Below are 15,252 nucleotides of genomic sequence, written 5' to 3' on the forward strand. Positions count from 1 at the left end.
GGCCCGGGCCGGCAAGGGCGCACCCGCCGGCACGGTCCGGTGTGGAGCGGATCAGGCGACCACCCGACCGCACGCCATCGCATCGTCGCGGGTCGGCCCGCCGGTGCGCTCGAGGTGGGACTCCCCCCACAGCCGGACGCTCTCCACGACCGGCAGCACCGTGGCGCCGTAGGGCGTCAGGCGGTAGACGACGGGTGCGGGCACCGGCCCGGTCTCGGTCCGCTCGACCAGTCCGTCGGCCTGCAGCTCGCGGAGCTGCTCGGCGAGCACCTTCGGTGTGATCGGCTCAGCGTGGCGGCGCAGTCCGGCGAAGTGCGACTCACCGTGCGCCAGCCAGTAGATCAAGGTCAGCTTCCACTTGCCGCCGACCGCCGCGAACGCCGCGGCCATCGGACACCCGGGCAGTGGGTTGGGCCGCGACGAGTGGGCGTTACCTGAAGGTGCGTTCTTGTCCATGGTCTCGCTCCGCTCGGATGCTCGGTCTATGAACCTCTCCCTCAGAAGGATCCTGGCACCTCGGCGGATGCTGGTCACCGCCCTCGCGGCGGTCCTGTTGACCGCGACGGCCGCCACCGGGCAGCCCGCGGCGCCCGTCCCTGCCGCCGCCACGTCAGACGGGCGCCATGACTTCGACTGGGAGCTCGGGGTGTGGCGCACCGACGTACGCGTGCTGGCCGATCCGCTCTCCGGGTCGGAGGAGTGGCTGCGGTTCCGGGGGCGGAGCGTCGTGCGAGCGTTGATGGGCGGTCGGGCCAACGTCGTCGAGCTCGACGTCTCCGGCGAGGCGGGCCGCATCGAGGGCCTCAACCTGCGTCTGTACGAGCCGCAGGCCGATCGCTGGAGCTCGACATTCGTCAACATGCGTGACGGCCTCCTCACGCCATCGGTCTACGGCGGCTTCCGCGACGACGGGGTCGGCGAGTTCTACGGCCAGGACCAGCTCGACGGACGATCGATCGAGGTGCGGTTCCTCGTCTTCCGCATGGGCCGCGACACCGCGCGGTTCGAGCAGGCGTTCTCCGACGACGGCGGCGTGACCTGGGAGACCAACTGGATCGCCGTCGACCGGCGGATCCGGTAGCCGGGCCGACTCCAGCGTGCGTGGCCGGGACCACACCCCTGACGGGGTGAGCCGCCTCACGATCACCCCAACGGGGGGTCGCGGGTCGCTATTCTGGTCTCAGACCCCGACCGCTCCTCCCCCGTAGCGGCCGGGGTCCTCCATCTCCGAAGCCCCCGTCCGACGGGGCGCGATCACCGAAGATGGGGTCCGTCCCCCATCTTTGTCCGCCGGCGCCCGCACGGGCGTGATCGGGTCGAGAGCGCCTGTACGGTTGGGGATACCCGCCACCGACGACGAGGACCCCCGCTTGTGCTGATGCTGATCGCCGTGCTGCTGGCGGCGGCAGTGGCATCGCCGTGGCTCGTGCTGCGTGCCGGACGGCGCGTGTTCCTGGCCCTGGCGGCAGTACCTCTCGCCGGTGCGATCTGGGTCGCCGCGCAGACGCCCGCCGTGCACGACGGCGAGATGCTCGTCGAGGTGCATCCGTGGGTCGGCAGCATCGGCATGGATCTCGCCTTCGCCATGGGCACCCTGCAGTGGCTGATGGCCCTCATCGTGCTCGGCATCGGTGCGCTCGTCCTCGGCTACTGCGCCTGGTACTTCGACGACGACGACGACGGCGTGCCTCGCTTCGCGGGCGTGCTGGTGGCGTTCGTGGCCTCGATGCTGGGCCTCGTCCTGGCCGACGACCTGCTGCTGCTCTACGTGTTCTGGGAGCTGACCACGGTCTTCTCCTTCCTGCTGATCGGCCACGACTCCGCCCGACGAGCCAGCAGGCGGGCCGCCATCCAGGCGCTCGTCGTCACGACGCTCGGCGGCCTCGTGCTCCTCGTCGGAGCGATCCTGGTCGGCCACGCCGCCGGGACCTACCGCATCTCCGAGATCCTCGCCGACCCGCCCACGGGCATCGCGGTGACCGTCGGCGTGCTGCTGCTCCTCGTCGGGGCGATCAGCAAGTCGGCCCTCCTCCCCTTCCACTTCTGGCTGCCCTCCGCGATGGCGGCGCCCACCCCGGTGAGCGCCTACCTCCACGCGGCGTCCATGGTGAAGGCCGGGGTCTACCTCGTGGCCCTCCTCGCGCCCGCCTTCGCCGCCGTCACCGGCTGGCGCACCACGCTGCTCGTCCTCGGCCTCGCGACCATGGTGCTCGGCGGGGTCCGCGCCCTGCGCCAGCACGACCTCAAGCTGCTGCTCGCCTACGGCACCGTGAGCCAGCTCGGCTTCCTAGTGCTCGTGCTGGGCACCGGCACCCGCAGCGCGATGATGGCCGGCCTGGCGCTCCTGCTCGCCCACGCGCTGTTCAAGGCGACGCTCTTCCTCGTCGTCGGGATCATCGACCACAGCACCGGCACCCGTGACCTGCGCGAGCTGACCGGCCTGGCCCGCCGGATGCCCGTCCTCGCCGGTGCCGCGGCCCTCGCCGCCGCCTCGATGGCCGGCGTCCCGCCGCTCCTGGGCTACGTCGCCAAGGAGAGCGTCCTGGTCGCCCTCGTCGACGTCGCCCGCGACGGTGACGGCACGGGGATCACCACGGCCAACGGATGGCTGCTGGTCGCCGGCGTGGTCGTCGGCTCCATCCTCACCGCGGCCTACTCCGCGCGGTTCCTGTGGGGCGCGTTCGCCAACCGCGGCGTCGCGTCCCCTCCGTCGGTCCACTCCCCCTCCGCCGCCTTCGTCGCCGCGCCCGTCGTGCTGGCCGCCCTGTCGCTCCTGCTCGGCGCCTCCGGCGGGCCGCTCACCTCGCTCCTCGCGGGGCAGGCCGACGCGTTCCCGCCCGGGGCCCACGAGCCCGAGCTCACCCTGTGGCACGGCACGGGGCTGCCACTGCTGCTGACGGCGATCACGCTCGCCGCCGGCGCCGTCCTGTTCGTCGCCCGCGAGCCCGTCGCCCGCTTCCAGGCCGCCCTTGCCCATGACTGGAGCCTCGAACGCGCCTACCGCGGCGGGATGCGGCTGCTCGACCGCACCGCGGTCGAGGTCACCGGTGTGGTCCAGCGCGGCTCCGCGGCGGCCTACCTCGGCATCATCCTCGTCGTCCTCGTGGTGCTGCCCGGCTCGACGCTCCTCGGCGGCCTCGGCGACGTCGACGTGCAGGCGTGGGACAACCCCGCCCAAGCCGTCATCGGCGTCATCATCGTCGCCGCCGCCGTGCTGACCGCCCGGTCGCGCCGCCGCATCCGCGCCGTGCTGCTCGTCAGCGTGACGGGCTACGGCACGGCACTGCTGTTCGTCCTCCAGGGAGCCCCCGACCTCGCCCTCACGCAGGCGCTCGTCGAGACGCTGACCGTGGTGGTGTTCGTGCTGGCCCTGCGCCGGCTGCCCGAGTACTTCACCGACCGCCCGCTCACCGCCCAGCGCTGGGTCCGCATGGCGCTGGGGCTCGCAGTGGCGGTCGTCGTCGCCGGGTTCCTCCTCATGGCGGGCGCGGCGCGCGTCAGCGACCCGGTCTCGCTGACGCTGCCCGAGCAGGCGCTCGAGTTCGGCGGCGGAGGCAACATCGTCAACGTCATCCTCGTCGACACCCGCGCGTGGGACACGCTCGGCGAGCTCTCGGTGCTGGTGGCGGCGGCCACCGGTGTGGCCAGCCTGGTCTACGTCAACGCCCGCGGAGCCGACATCCGCCGCGTCCACGACATCCCGTTCCCCGTGGGCGTCAAGAAGGTCGCGACGTCCCCCGGCCGACGAGCCTGGCTCCCGGGCTCGCGCACCTTGGCGCCCGAGAAGCGCTCGATCGTCTTCGAGGTCATCGTCCGGCTGCTCTTCCACACGCTGATCGTGATCTCGGTCTACCTCCTGCTTGCGGGGCACAACGCCCCGGGCGGCGGCTTCGCGGCCGGCATGACCACCGGTCTGGCCCTCGTGATCCGCTACCTGGCCGGCGGCCGCTACGAGCTCGACGAGGCCGCGCCGGTGGACGCCGGGCGCCTGATCGGCGGCGGACTCGCCGTCGCCGCGCTGGCCGCGCTGCTGCCCCTGGCGTTCGGCGGCGTCGTGCTGCAGTCCGCGGTCATCGACCTGCACGTGCCGCTCCTCGGCGACCTGCACCTGGTCTCGTCCGCCCTCTTCGACGTCGGCGTCTACCTCGTGGTCGTCGGGCTCGTCCTCGACCTGCTGCGCGCGCTCGGGTCCCACATCGACCGCGACATCCAGCGCGAGCTGCGCCGCACGGAGACGGAGAACGCATGACCGTCAACCTCACGCTCGTCCTCATCGCGGCGTCGCTGCTCGGCTGCGGCGTCTACCTCGTCCTCGAGCGCAGCCTGTCTCGGGTGCTCATCGGCCTCGTCATGATCGGCAACGGCGTCAGCCTGTCCTTCATGGTGGCCGGCGGTCCCGCCGGCCGGGCGCCCATCGTGACCAAGGGCGGCGACACCACGGGCCTCACCGACCCCCTCCCCCAGGCGATGGTGCTCACGGCCATCGTCATCACCCTCGCCACCACCGCGTTCGTGCTGGCCATGGCCTACCGCAGCTGGCAGCTCAACGGGCACGACGACGTGCAGGACGACATCGAGGACGACACCATCCGCAGGCTCGCGCACCGCGACGTCACGTCCGAGGCCTACGACGCCACCACCTCCGACTTCCCCGGCGACGACTCCAGTGGCGACCTCGGCCAAGGTCCCGACGACGACCCGCTGGCCGCCGACGCCGCCGAGATGAGGTCACAGTGAACGCCCTCGTCCCGCTCCCGGTGCTGCTGCCGATCCTCGGTGCCGGCGCGTCGCTCGCGCTGCTGCACCACCCGCGCATCCAGCGTTGGCTCGCCCTCGGCGTGCTCAGCGTCGTCGTCGTGGTCGCCGCGGTGCTGCTCTACCAGGCCGACCAGCACGGTCCGCAGACGGTGTGGATCGGCGCCTGGCCGGAGACCATCGGCATCGTCCTGGTCGCCGACCGGCTCGCCGCGCTCATGCTCCTCGTCAGCGCCGTCGTGACACTCGCGGTTCTCGCCTACTCGGTCGGGCAGGGCATGACCGAGGACGAGGAGGGTGCGCCGATCTCGATCTACCACCCGACCTTCCTGGTGCTCGTCGCGGGCGTGGCCAACGCGTTCCTCGCCGGCGACCTGTTCAACCTGTTCGTCAGCTTCGAGATGCTGCTGTTCGCCAGCTACGTCCTGCTCACCCTCGGCGGCACCGCGGCACGGGTGCGGGCCGGCACGATCTACGTGCTGGTCAACCTGCTCTCCTCGACCCTGTTCCTGATCAGCCTGGCGGTCACCTACGCCGCCACCGGGACGCTCACCCTCGCCCACCTGGCCGAGCGGCTCGCGGAGCTGCCCGACCACGTGTCGCTGATGATCCAGCTCCTGCTGCTCACGACGTTCGCGATCAAGGCGGCGGTGTTCCCGCTGTCGCTGTGGCTGCCCGACAGCTATCCGACCGCCCCCGCGCCGGTCACCGCGGTGTTCGCCGGGTTGCTGACCAAGGTCGGCGTCTACGCGATCCTGCGCATGCAGACCCTCCTCTTCCCCGACAGCCCTCTGACCGGCCTGCTGCTGTGGGCGGCGCTGCTCACGATGATCATCGGCATCCTCGGCGCCATCGCCCAGTCCGACATCAAGCGCATGCTGTCGTTCACTCTCGTCAGCCACATCGGCTACCTCATCCTCGGCATCGCGCTCGACAGCCGGGCGGGCACCGCGGGCACGACGTTCTACGTCGTCCACCACATCACCATCCAGACGGCGCTCTTCCTGGTGCTCGGCCTCGTCGAGCGGCGAGCCGGCAGCACGGCCCTGATGCGCATCGGCGGGCTCGCGCGCCTCGCCCCGGTGCTGGCGGTGCTGTTCTTCGTGCCGGCGATGAACCTCGCCGGCATCCCGCCGTTCTCCGGGTTCATCGGCAAGGTCGGGCTGTTCCAGGCGGCCCAGCTCGACGGCAGCCCGCTCGCCTGGACGCTCGTCGCCGCCGGCGCCGCGACCAGCCTGCTCACGCTCTACGCGGTCGCCAAGACGTGGACCGTCGCGTTCTGGCGCACGCCGCGCGAGGCCCACGAGGCGCTCGAGGCCATCGGTGACACCGGCGGCGACCCGATCCCCGGCTACGACAGCCAGCCCGCCCTCCAGCACCGCGGGCACGTGCACACCGCGTCGGGCAGCGTGTCGAGGCGCGACATCGAGGAGGCGCGACGCCTCGGCGACGACAACGAGCCCGACCGCGACTTCTACACCCTGATCCAGGCAGGCGAGGACAGCCGCACGTCGCCGCTGGGCATGCTGCTGCCGGCCAGCGGCCTGGTCGTGGCCAGCGTGCTGCTGACGGTGATCGCCGGACCGCTCTACGCGCTCGGCGACCGTGCGGCCGTCGACCTGCACGAGCGCACGCCCTACCTCTCCTCCGTCCTCACCGAGGACCAGCCATGAGCCCGGTGGTGCGCACCCGCCCCGACGGCAGCACCCGGCCCGCTCGGCACCGGGCCGTCCAGCCGCGTGCGGTCGCCTGGCTGCTCGTCGTGTGGCTGGCGATGTGGGGCGACGTGACGCCGCTCCTCGTCGTGGGCGGGGTGATCGTGGCGGTCCTGGTCTGCCTCGCCTTCCCGCTGCCCCCGATCGACCTGGGCTCGCGCGTACGCCCGATCCCGCTGCTCGGCGTGATCGCCCACTTCCTGGCCGAGATCGTGCGGGCCAGCATCGAGGTGGCCGGGGTGGTCCTGCGCCGCCGGCCGGTGCGCAACGCCGTCGTGGCGGTCGACCTGGAGACCGAGTCCGACTTCCTGTTGACCCTGGTCGCGTCGATGCTCTCCCTCATCCCCGGCTCGGTGGTCGTCGAGGCCCGACGCTCGACCCACACGCTCTACCTGCACGTGCTCGACGTGCCCGACGCGGAGGCGGCCGAGACGTTCCGCCGCACCGCGCTCGACCTGGAGCAACGGCTCCTGCACGCGCTGCCGCTCCGGACGCCCACCCCCGCACCGACCCCGCAGGAGCAGCCATGACCCTCGTGCTCGTGCTCGCGGCGGGGCTGCTCGCGGCCGCCGCCGGGCTGCTGCTCGTCCGGCTCACCATCGGACCGACGATCCTCGACCGCAGCGTCGCGCTCGACGTGATCGTCGCGGTGACCGTCTCCGCGACGGGCCTCTACGTCGCCCACAGCGGCACCACGTACGCCCTCCCGATGCTGGTGGTCCTCGCGGGCTGCGGCATGGTCGGCGCCGTCAGCGTCGCGCGCTACGCCAGCCGCAGCGACGACATCGAGGCCGGCGACCGCGACGAGAGCAGCACGGGGGGTGCCCGATGAGCTGGACCGACGTCGCCGACGTGGCGGCCGCCGTGTGCATCCTGCTGGGCGCGCTGCTCGCCCTCGTCGCCGCGATCGGCGTCCTGCGGCTGCCCGACCTCCTCAGCCGGATGCACGCGGCCACCAAGCCCCAGGTGCTCGGCACCATGCTGGTGATGACCGGCGTCGCCCTCCGGCTCCGCGAGCCCAGTGTGGTGGGCGTCCTCGCGCTGATCGTGCTGCTGCAGATGGCGACGAGCGTGGTGACCAGCCACATGGTCGGGCGCGCGTCGTTCCGCGCCGGGCAGGTGCGCCACGACCTGCTCGTCGTCGACGAGCTCACCGACGGTCCGGCCCACGAGGAGCCCCGCGGAGCGCCCTGACCGGCGCCCTGACCGGCGCCCTGACCGGCGCCGCGTCCTCGGGCGCACCCCCCTGCGCCCCCGCCCGCCTGCGGCCTACGGTGGGACGCATGGCTGACACCCCGACCTACACCCTCAACGACGGCACGACGATCCCCGCGATCGGCTTCGGCACCTATCCGCTGGTCGGCGACGACGGCACCGCGGCGGTCCTCTCCGCCATCGAGACGGGCTACCGCCTGATCGACACGGCGGTCAACTACGACAACGAGACCGAGGTCGGCGAGGCCATCCGTCGCTCGGGCGTCCCCCGCGACGAGCTCGTCGTGACCACCAAGATCCCGGGCCGGCACCACGGCTACGACGACGCCATCGCGTCCGTGCGCGAGTCGCTCGACCGCCTCGGCCTCGAGCGCACCGACCTCCACCTGATCCACTGGCCCAACCCGAGCCAGGGCCGGTACGTCGAGGCGTGGCGCGCCCTGGTGCAGCTGCAGCAGGACGGGCTGGTCCGATCGATCGGTGTCTCCAACTTCACCGAGGAGCACCTCGCCCGCATCATCGACGACACCGGCGTCACGCCGGCGGTCAACCAGATCGAGCTGCACCCGCGCTTCCCGCAGGAGCACATGCGCGAGGTCCACGAGCGGCTCGGCATCCGCACCGAGGCGTGGAGCCCGATGGGCAAGCGTCGCGCGCCGCTGACGGAGGACGCCGTCCGGGGGGCCGCCGAGGCGCACGACGTCTCGCCGGGCCAGGTCATCCTGCGCTGGCACGTCCAGCTCGGCTCGCTGCCCGTCCCCAAGTCCGTCGACCCGGCCCGCCAGGCGCAGAACCTCGACGTGTTCGGCTTCGAGCTCACCGACGACGAGATGGCCGCCATCTCGCGTCTCGGGGAGTCCGACGGGCGCCTGTTCGGCGGCGACCCGGACACCTATGAGGAGATGTGACGAGGGGCTCGTTACGATCGTGGGCATGCTGAAGCGACTCGCCACTGTGGCCGCCTGCCTGTCCGTCCTCGCCCTCGCCGGCTGCGGCAACGAGGCCGACCAGAGCGCGGACGACCCGGCCGCCGACTCCACCAGCGAGTCGACGAGTGAGTCCCCCAGCGAGTCCCCCAGCGAGTCGGCGTCGGGCAAGACGACCACCTGCGAGTACCCCGAGGACGGCCAGGAGCCGGCCCGCGACGTCGAGCCCCCCGAGGCGGAGGCGCTGGCCGACGGCACCGTGCCCGCGACGATCATCACCAACTTCGGCGACATCGGGCTGACCCTCGACGCGGGCTCGGCCCCCTGCACCGTCAACTCGTTCGTGTCGCTGGCCGAGCAGGGCTTCTACAACGACACGCCCTGCCCGCGCATCGGCGACCAGGACGGCTTCGGCATCCTGCAGTGCGGCGACCCGACGGGCACCGGCTCCGGCGGCGCCGGCTACTCCTTCGCCGACGAGCTGAGCGGTGACGAGACCTACCCGGCGGGCACCCTCGCGATGGCCAACGCCGGGCCGGACACCAACGGCTCGCAGTTCTTCCTGGTCTTCCGCGACTCGCAGTTCCCGCCGAGCTACACGGTGTTCGGCACGATCGACGAGGCCGGACTCGAGGTCATCGACAAGATCGCCGCCGAGGGCAACGACGGCGCCCACCCGGCCGGCGGCGGCGCGCCCAACAAGGACGTCACCATCGAGACCGTCACGGTCGGCTGACGGGCTCGTAGACCACGTCCTCGCCGAGCTGCACGGTCCGCGAGACCGTGCAGAGCCGGTCGCGGGACATCTCGATCGCCGACTGCACCCGGTGGCTCGCGGCGTCGCCGTCGGGGCCCTCGGGGAAGGCGATGTCGAACGACACGCGGATCCCGGTCAGGTGGTTGCCGTCGGCGTCGCGCACCTTGCGGCCCTCGGCGTGGACGTCGAACGTCGTGCTGCTCGTCCGCTTGTGGGTGATCGCCTCGACGTCGAGCGCGCTGCACCCGGCGATGGCGGCGAGCAGCAGCTCGACCGGGGTGAAGTCGGGGTCCGCTCCCCCGGTGCCGAAGTAGGTCTCACCGCCACGCGCGTTGGTGGCCTTGAACCTGGCGGGCCCGATCCGGGTGATCTCGACGCTGCGCACCGTGTCGTCCGTCATGACGACCACCCTGCCAGAGCGGCGCTCGGGCAGGGTGCGGGTCCACGACGGTGTGGACGGCGGGCCGTGTGCCCGCGGGGGCTCAGCGGGTGCCGCGGCGCGCGGCGCGACGGGCGCGGCGCTCTTCGCGACGGGCGATCTCCACGTTGCGCAGGAGGGCGCGGTCCTCGGCGGCGCGCGCACGCGAGTCGACGAGGCTGAGCGCGAGGTGCAGCTGCGGGTTCATGGAGTTTCGTTCCTTGTCCGAGGGCATCCGACCCTCACGTTCGAACAGTGGATGTAAGAAGTTGTCGCTCCGTTGCGACCCTTACAGCATAGGGAGCCGGACACGACGCGCCCCCATCGGCGCCGGCGTGATCTCGCCCACTCGCCCGACCGCGCGGGAGGTAGGTTCGAAGGCGTGACCATCGAGCGATCGCGACGCCCCGGACCCTCGGTCCGCACCCGCGTCGTGGAGCACGCCTCGGGCTCCGAGACGGCCCGTGAGGACCGCCTGATCACCGAGGAGCCGCTCGAGATCCGGGTCCGGTCGGGCGCGCTGGCGCCCAGGCGGGCGTGGGTGACCATGCGCACCCCCGGCCACGACTTCGAGCTCGCCGCGGGGTGGCTGGTCGCCGAGGGCCTGGCCCGCCCCGGGTCGATCGCCCAGGTCGCCTACTGCACGGACGCCGACCTCGCGCCCGAGCAGGAGTACAACGTCGTCACCGTGACCGTGTCGGGTGAGCCCGTGGTGCCGCACCGCCACGACGCCGCCTCCTCGGGCTCGTCGGCGTGCGGTGTGTGCGGCAAGGACAGCATCGCCGACGCCCTCGCCACCCGGACGAGCGCTGCCTGGGCCGGCGCCCGCCCCGACGCCTCCGTCGTCCGCCGCCTCCCGGACGCGCTGCGCGAGCGACAGACGCTCTTCGCGCGCACCGGCGGCGTTCACGCCGCAGGCCTCACCGACGCCGGCGGCGCGCTGCGGGTGGTGCGCGAGGACGTCGGTCGCCACAACGCCGTCGACAAGGTCATCGGCGCCCGCGTGCTCGCCGGCGAGGCCCCCGCCGCCGCGTGCCTGGTCCTGAGCGGACGGGTGGGCTTCGAGCTGGTGCAGAAGGCTGCGGCCGTCGGCATCGGCTCGATCGCAGCGGTGGGCGCCCCCACGAGCCTCGCCGCCCGCCTCGCCGACGAGGCCGGCATCGACCTGTGGGGGTTCACCTCGGCGGGCCGCACCGTGCGCTACTGAGCGGCGTCTCACGTCGCGCCGGCGGCGTGGGGCCGCGGCCGTGTCGGTGCCGCGATCTACGGTCGTGCCGTGCGCATCCTCCACACCTCCGACTGGCATCTCGGGAGGTCCTTCCACCGCGAAGGACTCCTTGGCCACCAGGGTGCGTTCGTCGACCACCTCCTCGAGGTGGTCGCGGCGGAGCGGGTCGACGTCGTCGTGGTCTCCGGCGACGTCTACGACCGCGCCCTCCCCCACGTCGACGCGGTCGCGCTCGCCGACGAGGCGTTCGCCCGGCTCGCGGCCTCCCGCGCCCGCGTCGTGGTGAGCAGCGGCAACCACGACAGCGCCCGCCGCCTCGGCTTCGGCTCGCGGCTGATGGACGCCGCCGGCGTGTTCGTCCGCACCGACGCCTCCTCGGTCGGCACGCCGGTCGTGCTCGCCGACGAGCACGGCGACGTGGCGTTCCACGCGATCCCCTACCTCGACCCGTCCGCGCTGCTCGAGCCCTGGGCGCTCGGGCGCCGCAGCCACGATACCGCACTCACCGAGGCGATGAGGCGGGTGCGCGCCGACCTCGACGCCCGCCCCGCCACGACGCGCAGCGTGGTGCTCGCCCACGCCTTCGTCGCCGGCGCCACGCCGTCGGAGTCCGAGCGCGACATCAGCGTCGGGGGCGTCTCCCGGGTCGCCACCAGCGTCTTCGACGGCATCGACTACACCGCGCTCGGACACCTCCACGGCCCCCACGTCCTGGCCGACGGCCTCCGCTACTCCGGCTCGCCGCTGGCCTACTCCTTCTCCGAGGCCGACCAGGCCAAGGGGTCGTGGCTGGTCGAGCTCGGCGCGAGCGGCCTCCGCTCCGCGACCTGGATCGACGCGCCGGTGCCCCGGCGGCTGGCCCGGATCACCGGCACCCTGACCGACCTCCTCGCCGACCCGACCCTCGCCGTCCACGAGGACGCCTGGGTGCAGGCCGTCCTCACCGACGACCGCCGCCCCGCCCGCGCGATGGAGCAGCTGCGGCGACGCTTCCCCCACACCCTCGTGCTGCAGTTCCCCACCCCCGCCGCGCAGGTCGGCGCGCCCGCCCGGCCGGCCGACGGCACCAGCGACCACGCCATCGCCCTCGACTTCGTCCAGCACGTGCGCGGGTCCCGGGCCACCGACGCCGAGTCCGCGCTGCTGCGCGAGGCGATCGAGGCGTGCTGCCACGATCCCGACCAGGACGTCCTCGTCGGCGCGGCGGCCGGTCCGACGCCGGCCCCGGGTGGTGCCGGGTGAGGCTGCACCACCTGCACGTCGTCGGGTTCGGCCCGTTCGCGGCCCCGGTGTCGATCGACTTCGACGCCCTCTCCGACGCCGGCCTGTTCCTGCTCAGCGGGCCCACCGGCGCCGGCAAGTCCAGCATCCTCGACGCGGTCTGCTTCGCGCTCTACGGCGACGTCCCGGGCGACCGGGCCACGGCCAAGCGACTGCGCTCCGACCACGCGAGCGACGACGTGGTCCCGCGGGTGGTGCTCGAGGCCACCCTGTCCGGACGACGGTTCCGCATCGACCGGTCCCCTGCCTGGACCCGGCCCAAGAAGCGCGGCTCCGGCACGACCACCGAGCAGGCGCGCGTGGTGATCTCCGAGCGGCGCGCGGCGCCGGACGGCCGCGGGGAGCACCTCTGGCACCCCCTCAGCACCCGCCTCGACGAGACCGGTCACCTCGTCACGCGCCTGGTCGGCATGACGCTTCCGCAGTTCTGCCAGGTGGCGCTGCTGCCGCAGGGCCGCTTCCAGGCCTTCCTGCGCGCCCGCTCGGAGGAGCGCCACGCCCTGCTGCAGCAGGTCTTCCAGACCGGACGCTTCGACCGTTCCGAGCGGTGGCTGCGCGATCGCCGGGTCGAGCTGCGCCGCACCTCCGAGGCCCACCGGACCACGGTCGCCGACCTGGTGAGCCGCGTCAGCGAGGTGGGCGGCGACGCGGCCCCCGACGACTGGACGTCCGACCCGGCGGGCCTCGGCGCGTGGATCACCGCACTGACCGAGGCCACCACCGCGAGCGCGGACGCGCAGTCGGCCCGCGTCGAGGCCGCGGTCGCCGCGGAGAGCGCCGCCGCCGAGGCGCGGGCCACCGGCACCGAGCTCCATCGCCTCCGCGCCACCCACGCCGCCGCGCGCCGGGACTGGGCCGACCTCGAGGACGCCACGCCCGACCACGACCTCCGGCGCAGCCGGGTCGAGCGGGCCCGGCGTGCCGCCTCGGTCCGCTCGCTCCACGACCTCGCGGTGTCCTCGCACGCGCACGTCGACGACCTCGACCAGCGACGAGCACGCGCCCTCGACTCGCTCGCCGAGGTGCTCGCCACGACCGACCTCGACGACCTCCGGGTGGCCGAGCACCATCGGGCCGCCACCCGCGCGCTCGCCGACCTCGCCCGCGTCCGGCCGCTCCAGCTCGAGGCGACCGACCTGGCTGACGAGCTCGCCCGCGCCCGGCGACGCCGTGACGACGTCGCCGCCGACCTCACCCGCCTCGACGCGCGCGCGGCGCTCGTGCCCGCCGCGGTCGCCGAGATCGAGCCCCGCGTCGTCGCCGCCCGTGAGTCCGTGGCGGTCGCCGACACGCTCGACCGGGAGCTCGCGGTGATCGGCACGCGACTGCGCGCCGCGAGGTCGGCCGAGACGCTGGCGACGGGCCTCGCCGAGGCCGAGCAGGCGCTCGCCGATGCCACCGGTGCCCGGCTGCTGGCCCGCGAGGCACTCGTCGAGATCCGCGAGCAGCGTCTCGACGGGATGGCGGCGGAGATCGCCCGCAAGCTCGCCGTCGGCGCCTGCTGCCCCGTGTGCGGCTCCGCCGACCACCCCTCCCCCGCGGCCGCAGCGCCGGGGGCGCCCGACGAGGCGAGCGAGCGCGAGGCGCGCCGGGAGGTAGACGACCTCGAGGTGGTCGTCGAGGCGCACGCCCAGCAGGTCCGCGGGCTGGAGTCCCAGCTCGCCGCGGCGCTCGCCGAGGCGGGAGGCACGCCCGAGCGCCTGCTCGCCGACGAGCGCGACGTGCGGGCACGCCGCGACACCGCCCGCGCCGACGCCGCGACGCTCCAGCCGCTCACGGATCAGCTCGTCGCCCTGCGCGAGGAGCAGGAGTCCCTCACCCGCCGGCGCGAGACGCTGACCGAGACCGCGGCGCGCCTCGACACCGAGGCGGCGGTGCTCGCGGCCCGCGTGGAGTCGCTCCGCGAGCAGGTGGGCGCCGTCGTCCCCGAGGGGTCCGACCTCGACGACCTGCTCACCCACCACCAGCGGGTCGAGCAGCTCGCCCAACGCTGCACCGACCTCGCAGCCGAGTGCGCGCGGGCCCGCGCCACGGCCGCCAGTGCCCAGGACGCGGCCGACCGGGCGGCCGCGCGGGCCGGGTTCGCGTCGTCCGACGACGGGGCCGCCGCCTGGCTGCCCGAGTCCGACCTCGCCCGGCTCGAGCACGAGGTGCAGCGCCACGAGCGCGAGGTGACCCGGGTGCGCGACCTCCTCGCCGACGAGACGCTCCAGCAGGCGAGCGAGGCCGATGCTCCCGACCTCGATGCCCTCGACCTCGCCCATCAGCGGGCCACGGAAGCGGTCGGGCAGGCCCGCCACGAGGACGCTCGGCTGCACGAGCAGGGACGACGCCTGCGCGACCTCGGAGCCGAGATCGAGGGAGCCCTCGCCTCCTGGGCGCCGGTCCGTGACGACCTCGACCTCGTCACCGACCTCGCGGCCCTCGTCGAGGGCAAGCACGCCGACAACCGCCACCAGATGCGGCTCTCCGCCTACGTCCTCGCGCACCGGCTCGGACAGGTGGTCGAGGCCGCCAACCTCCGGCTCTCCACGATGAGCGACCAGCGCTACTCCCTCGTCCACTCCGGCCAGCGCGGTGCCGGGGAGCGGCGCGGCGGGCTCAGCCTGCTGGTGCGCGACGACTGGACCGGCGACAGCCGCGATCCCGCGACGCTCTCCGGCGGCGAGACGTTCGTCGTGTCGCTGGCGCTGGCGTTGGGCCTCGCCGACGTGATCACCCAGGAGGCGGGCGGCACCGACCTCGACACGCTCTTCGTCGACGAGGGCTTCGGCTCGCTCGACGCCGAGACGCTCGAGGACGTGATGGACACCCTCGACACCCTGCGCGACGGCGGCCGGGTCGTCGGCGTGGTCAGCCACGTCCCCGAGCTCCAGACCCGCATCCCCACCCAGCTGCGGGTCCACCGCGGCCGCAACGGCAGCCACACCTCGCTCTCCCTCGCCTGACCGACTCGG

15 protein-coding genes are annotated in these 15,252 nt (G+C 73.6%); 12 read left to right on the forward strand and 3 right to left on the reverse strand.

The annotated features are described in order from the left end of the window. Positions 1 to 51 precede the first annotated feature (51 nt). Positions 52 to 390 carry a helix-turn-helix domain-containing protein gene (locus JX575_RS09695; RefSeq protein WP_206054354.1) on the reverse strand — a complete coding sequence of 113 codons (339 nt, stop codon included), beginning with the start codon at positions 388 to 390 and terminating at the stop codon, positions 52 to 54. Positions 391 to 484: 94 nt separating this feature from the next. Here JX575_RS09695 and JX575_RS09700 point away from each other — a divergent pair, with 94 nt between their 5' ends. From JX575_RS09700 to JX575_RS09740, 9 genes are all read left to right on the forward strand, one after another. Further along, complete coding sequence (locus JX575_RS09700) at positions 485 to 1,081, forward strand: hypothetical protein (RefSeq protein ID WP_206054355.1); 597 nt, start codon at positions 485 to 487, stop codon at positions 1,079 to 1,081. A gap of 297 nt (positions 1,082 to 1,378) precedes the next feature. Then, on the forward strand, positions 1,379 to 4,249 hold the full coding sequence (locus JX575_RS09705; RefSeq protein WP_206054622.1) for a Na+/H+ antiporter subunit A: 2,871 nt from the start codon (positions 1,379 to 1,381) through the stop codon (positions 4,247 to 4,249). Then, positions 4,246 to 4,737, forward strand: coding sequence for a Na(+)/H(+) antiporter subunit C (locus JX575_RS09710; RefSeq protein WP_186342211.1), 492 nt, complete (start codon positions 4,246 to 4,248; stop codon positions 4,735 to 4,737). The genes JX575_RS09705 and JX575_RS09710 overlap by 4 nt, the downstream gene beginning before the upstream one ends. Next, positions 4,734 to 6,428 (forward strand): Na+/H+ antiporter subunit D, encoded by a 1,695-nt coding sequence (locus JX575_RS09715; RefSeq protein ID WP_186342212.1) that lies wholly within the window; start codon positions 4,734 to 4,736, stop codon positions 6,426 to 6,428. Before JX575_RS09710 ends, JX575_RS09715 begins: the two co-directional genes overlap by 4 nt. Continuing rightward, positions 6,425 to 7,000 carry a Na+/H+ antiporter subunit E gene (locus tag JX575_RS09720; RefSeq protein ID WP_186342213.1) on the forward strand — a complete coding sequence of 192 codons (576 nt, stop codon included), beginning with the start codon at positions 6,425 to 6,427 and terminating at the stop codon, positions 6,998 to 7,000. Before JX575_RS09715 ends, JX575_RS09720 begins: the two co-directional genes overlap by 4 nt. Next, positions 6,997 to 7,302, forward strand: coding sequence for a monovalent cation/H+ antiporter complex subunit F (locus JX575_RS09725; protein ID WP_186342214.1), 306 nt, complete (start codon positions 6,997 to 6,999; stop codon positions 7,300 to 7,302). The genes JX575_RS09720 and JX575_RS09725 overlap by 4 nt, the downstream gene beginning before the upstream one ends. Next, entirely contained in the window at positions 7,299 to 7,664 is a 366-nt protein-coding gene (mnhG, locus tag JX575_RS09730) for a monovalent cation/H(+) antiporter subunit G (RefSeq protein ID WP_186342215.1), read from the forward strand. The genes JX575_RS09725 and mnhG overlap by 4 nt, the downstream gene beginning before the upstream one ends. Positions 7,665 to 7,753: 89 nt before the next feature. Then, entirely contained in the window at positions 7,754 to 8,593 is an 840-nt protein-coding gene (locus tag JX575_RS09735; protein ID WP_186342216.1) for an aldo/keto reductase, read from the forward strand. A 25-nt stretch (positions 8,594 to 8,618) separates the two neighbouring features. After that, positions 8,619 to 9,347 (forward strand): peptidylprolyl isomerase, encoded by a 729-nt coding sequence (locus JX575_RS09740; RefSeq protein ID WP_186342217.1) that lies wholly within the window; start codon positions 8,619 to 8,621, stop codon positions 9,345 to 9,347. On the opposite strand, the gene JX575_RS09745 is transcribed toward JX575_RS09740, so the two are convergent. Further along, on the reverse strand, positions 9,334 to 9,768 hold the full coding sequence (locus JX575_RS09745; protein ID WP_186342218.1) for an OsmC family protein: 435 nt from the start codon (positions 9,766 to 9,768) through the stop codon (positions 9,334 to 9,336). The two genes, JX575_RS09740 and JX575_RS09745, sit on opposite strands and share 14 nt — an antisense overlap. A gap of 82 nt (positions 9,769 to 9,850) precedes the next feature. Further along, positions 9,851 to 9,994, reverse strand: a complete 144-nt coding sequence (locus tag JX575_RS09750) for a hypothetical protein (RefSeq protein ID WP_186342219.1) — start codon at positions 9,992 to 9,994, stop codon at positions 9,851 to 9,853. Positions 9,995 to 10,168: 174 nt separating this feature from the next. Here JX575_RS09750 and JX575_RS09755 point away from each other — a divergent pair, with 174 nt between their 5' ends. The 3 genes from JX575_RS09755 (at position 10,169) to JX575_RS09765 (ending at position 15,243) form a co-directional block, all read left to right on the forward strand. After that, positions 10,169 to 10,993 (forward strand): formate dehydrogenase accessory sulfurtransferase FdhD, encoded by an 825-nt coding sequence (locus JX575_RS09755; protein WP_241005093.1) that lies wholly within the window; start codon positions 10,169 to 10,171, stop codon positions 10,991 to 10,993. A gap of 69 nt (positions 10,994 to 11,062) precedes the next feature. Then, positions 11,063 to 12,256, forward strand: a complete 1,194-nt coding sequence (locus JX575_RS09760; RefSeq protein WP_186342220.1) for an exonuclease SbcCD subunit D — start codon at positions 11,063 to 11,065, stop codon at positions 12,254 to 12,256. Next, complete coding sequence (locus JX575_RS09765; protein WP_186342221.1) at positions 12,253 to 15,243, forward strand: SMC family ATPase; 2,991 nt, start codon at positions 12,253 to 12,255, stop codon at positions 15,241 to 15,243. Before JX575_RS09760 ends, JX575_RS09765 begins: the two co-directional genes overlap by 4 nt. Positions 15,244 to 15,252 lie beyond the last annotated feature (9 nt).

The sequence above is a fragment of the Nocardioides sp. zg-1228 genome, assembly GCF_017086465.1.
Lineage (GTDB): Bacteria > Actinomycetota > Actinomycetes > Propionibacteriales > Nocardioidaceae > Nocardioides.

Bases quoted from the DNA above. Each gene is read 5' to 3' on its own strand.
- JX575_RS09700 (WP_206054355.1), top strand. From the start codon at position 485: ATGAACCTCTCCCTCAGAAGGATCCTGGCACCTCGGCGGATGCTGGTC.
- JX575_RS09720 (WP_186342213.1), top strand. From the start codon at position 6,425: ATGAGCCCGGTGGTGCGCACCCGCCCCGACGGCAGCACCCGGCCCGCT.
- JX575_RS09745 (WP_186342218.1), bottom strand. From the start codon at position 9,768: ATGACGGACGACACGGTGCGCAGCGTCGAGATCACCCGGATCGGGCCC.
- JX575_RS09735 (WP_186342216.1), top strand. From the start codon at position 7,754: ATGGCTGACACCCCGACCTACACCCTCAACGACGGCACGACGATCCCC.
- JX575_RS09740 (WP_186342217.1), top strand. From the start codon at position 8,619: ATGCTGAAGCGACTCGCCACTGTGGCCGCCTGCCTGTCCGTCCTCGCC.
- JX575_RS09710 (WP_186342211.1), top strand. From the start codon at position 4,246: ATGACCGTCAACCTCACGCTCGTCCTCATCGCGGCGTCGCTGCTCGGC.
- JX575_RS09695 (WP_206054354.1), bottom strand. From the start codon at position 390: ATGGCCGCGGCGTTCGCGGCGGTCGGCGGCAAGTGGAAGCTGACCTTG.
- JX575_RS09750 (WP_186342219.1), bottom strand. From the start codon at position 9,994: ATGAACCCGCAGCTGCACCTCGCGCTCAGCCTCGTCGACTCGCGTGCG.
- JX575_RS09725 (WP_186342214.1), top strand. From the start codon at position 6,997: ATGACCCTCGTGCTCGTGCTCGCGGCGGGGCTGCTCGCGGCCGCCGCC.
- mnhG (WP_186342215.1), top strand. From the start codon at position 7,299: ATGAGCTGGACCGACGTCGCCGACGTGGCGGCCGCCGTGTGCATCCTG.
- JX575_RS09705 (WP_206054622.1), top strand. From the start codon at position 1,379: ATGCTGATCGCCGTGCTGCTGGCGGCGGCAGTGGCATCGCCGTGGCTC.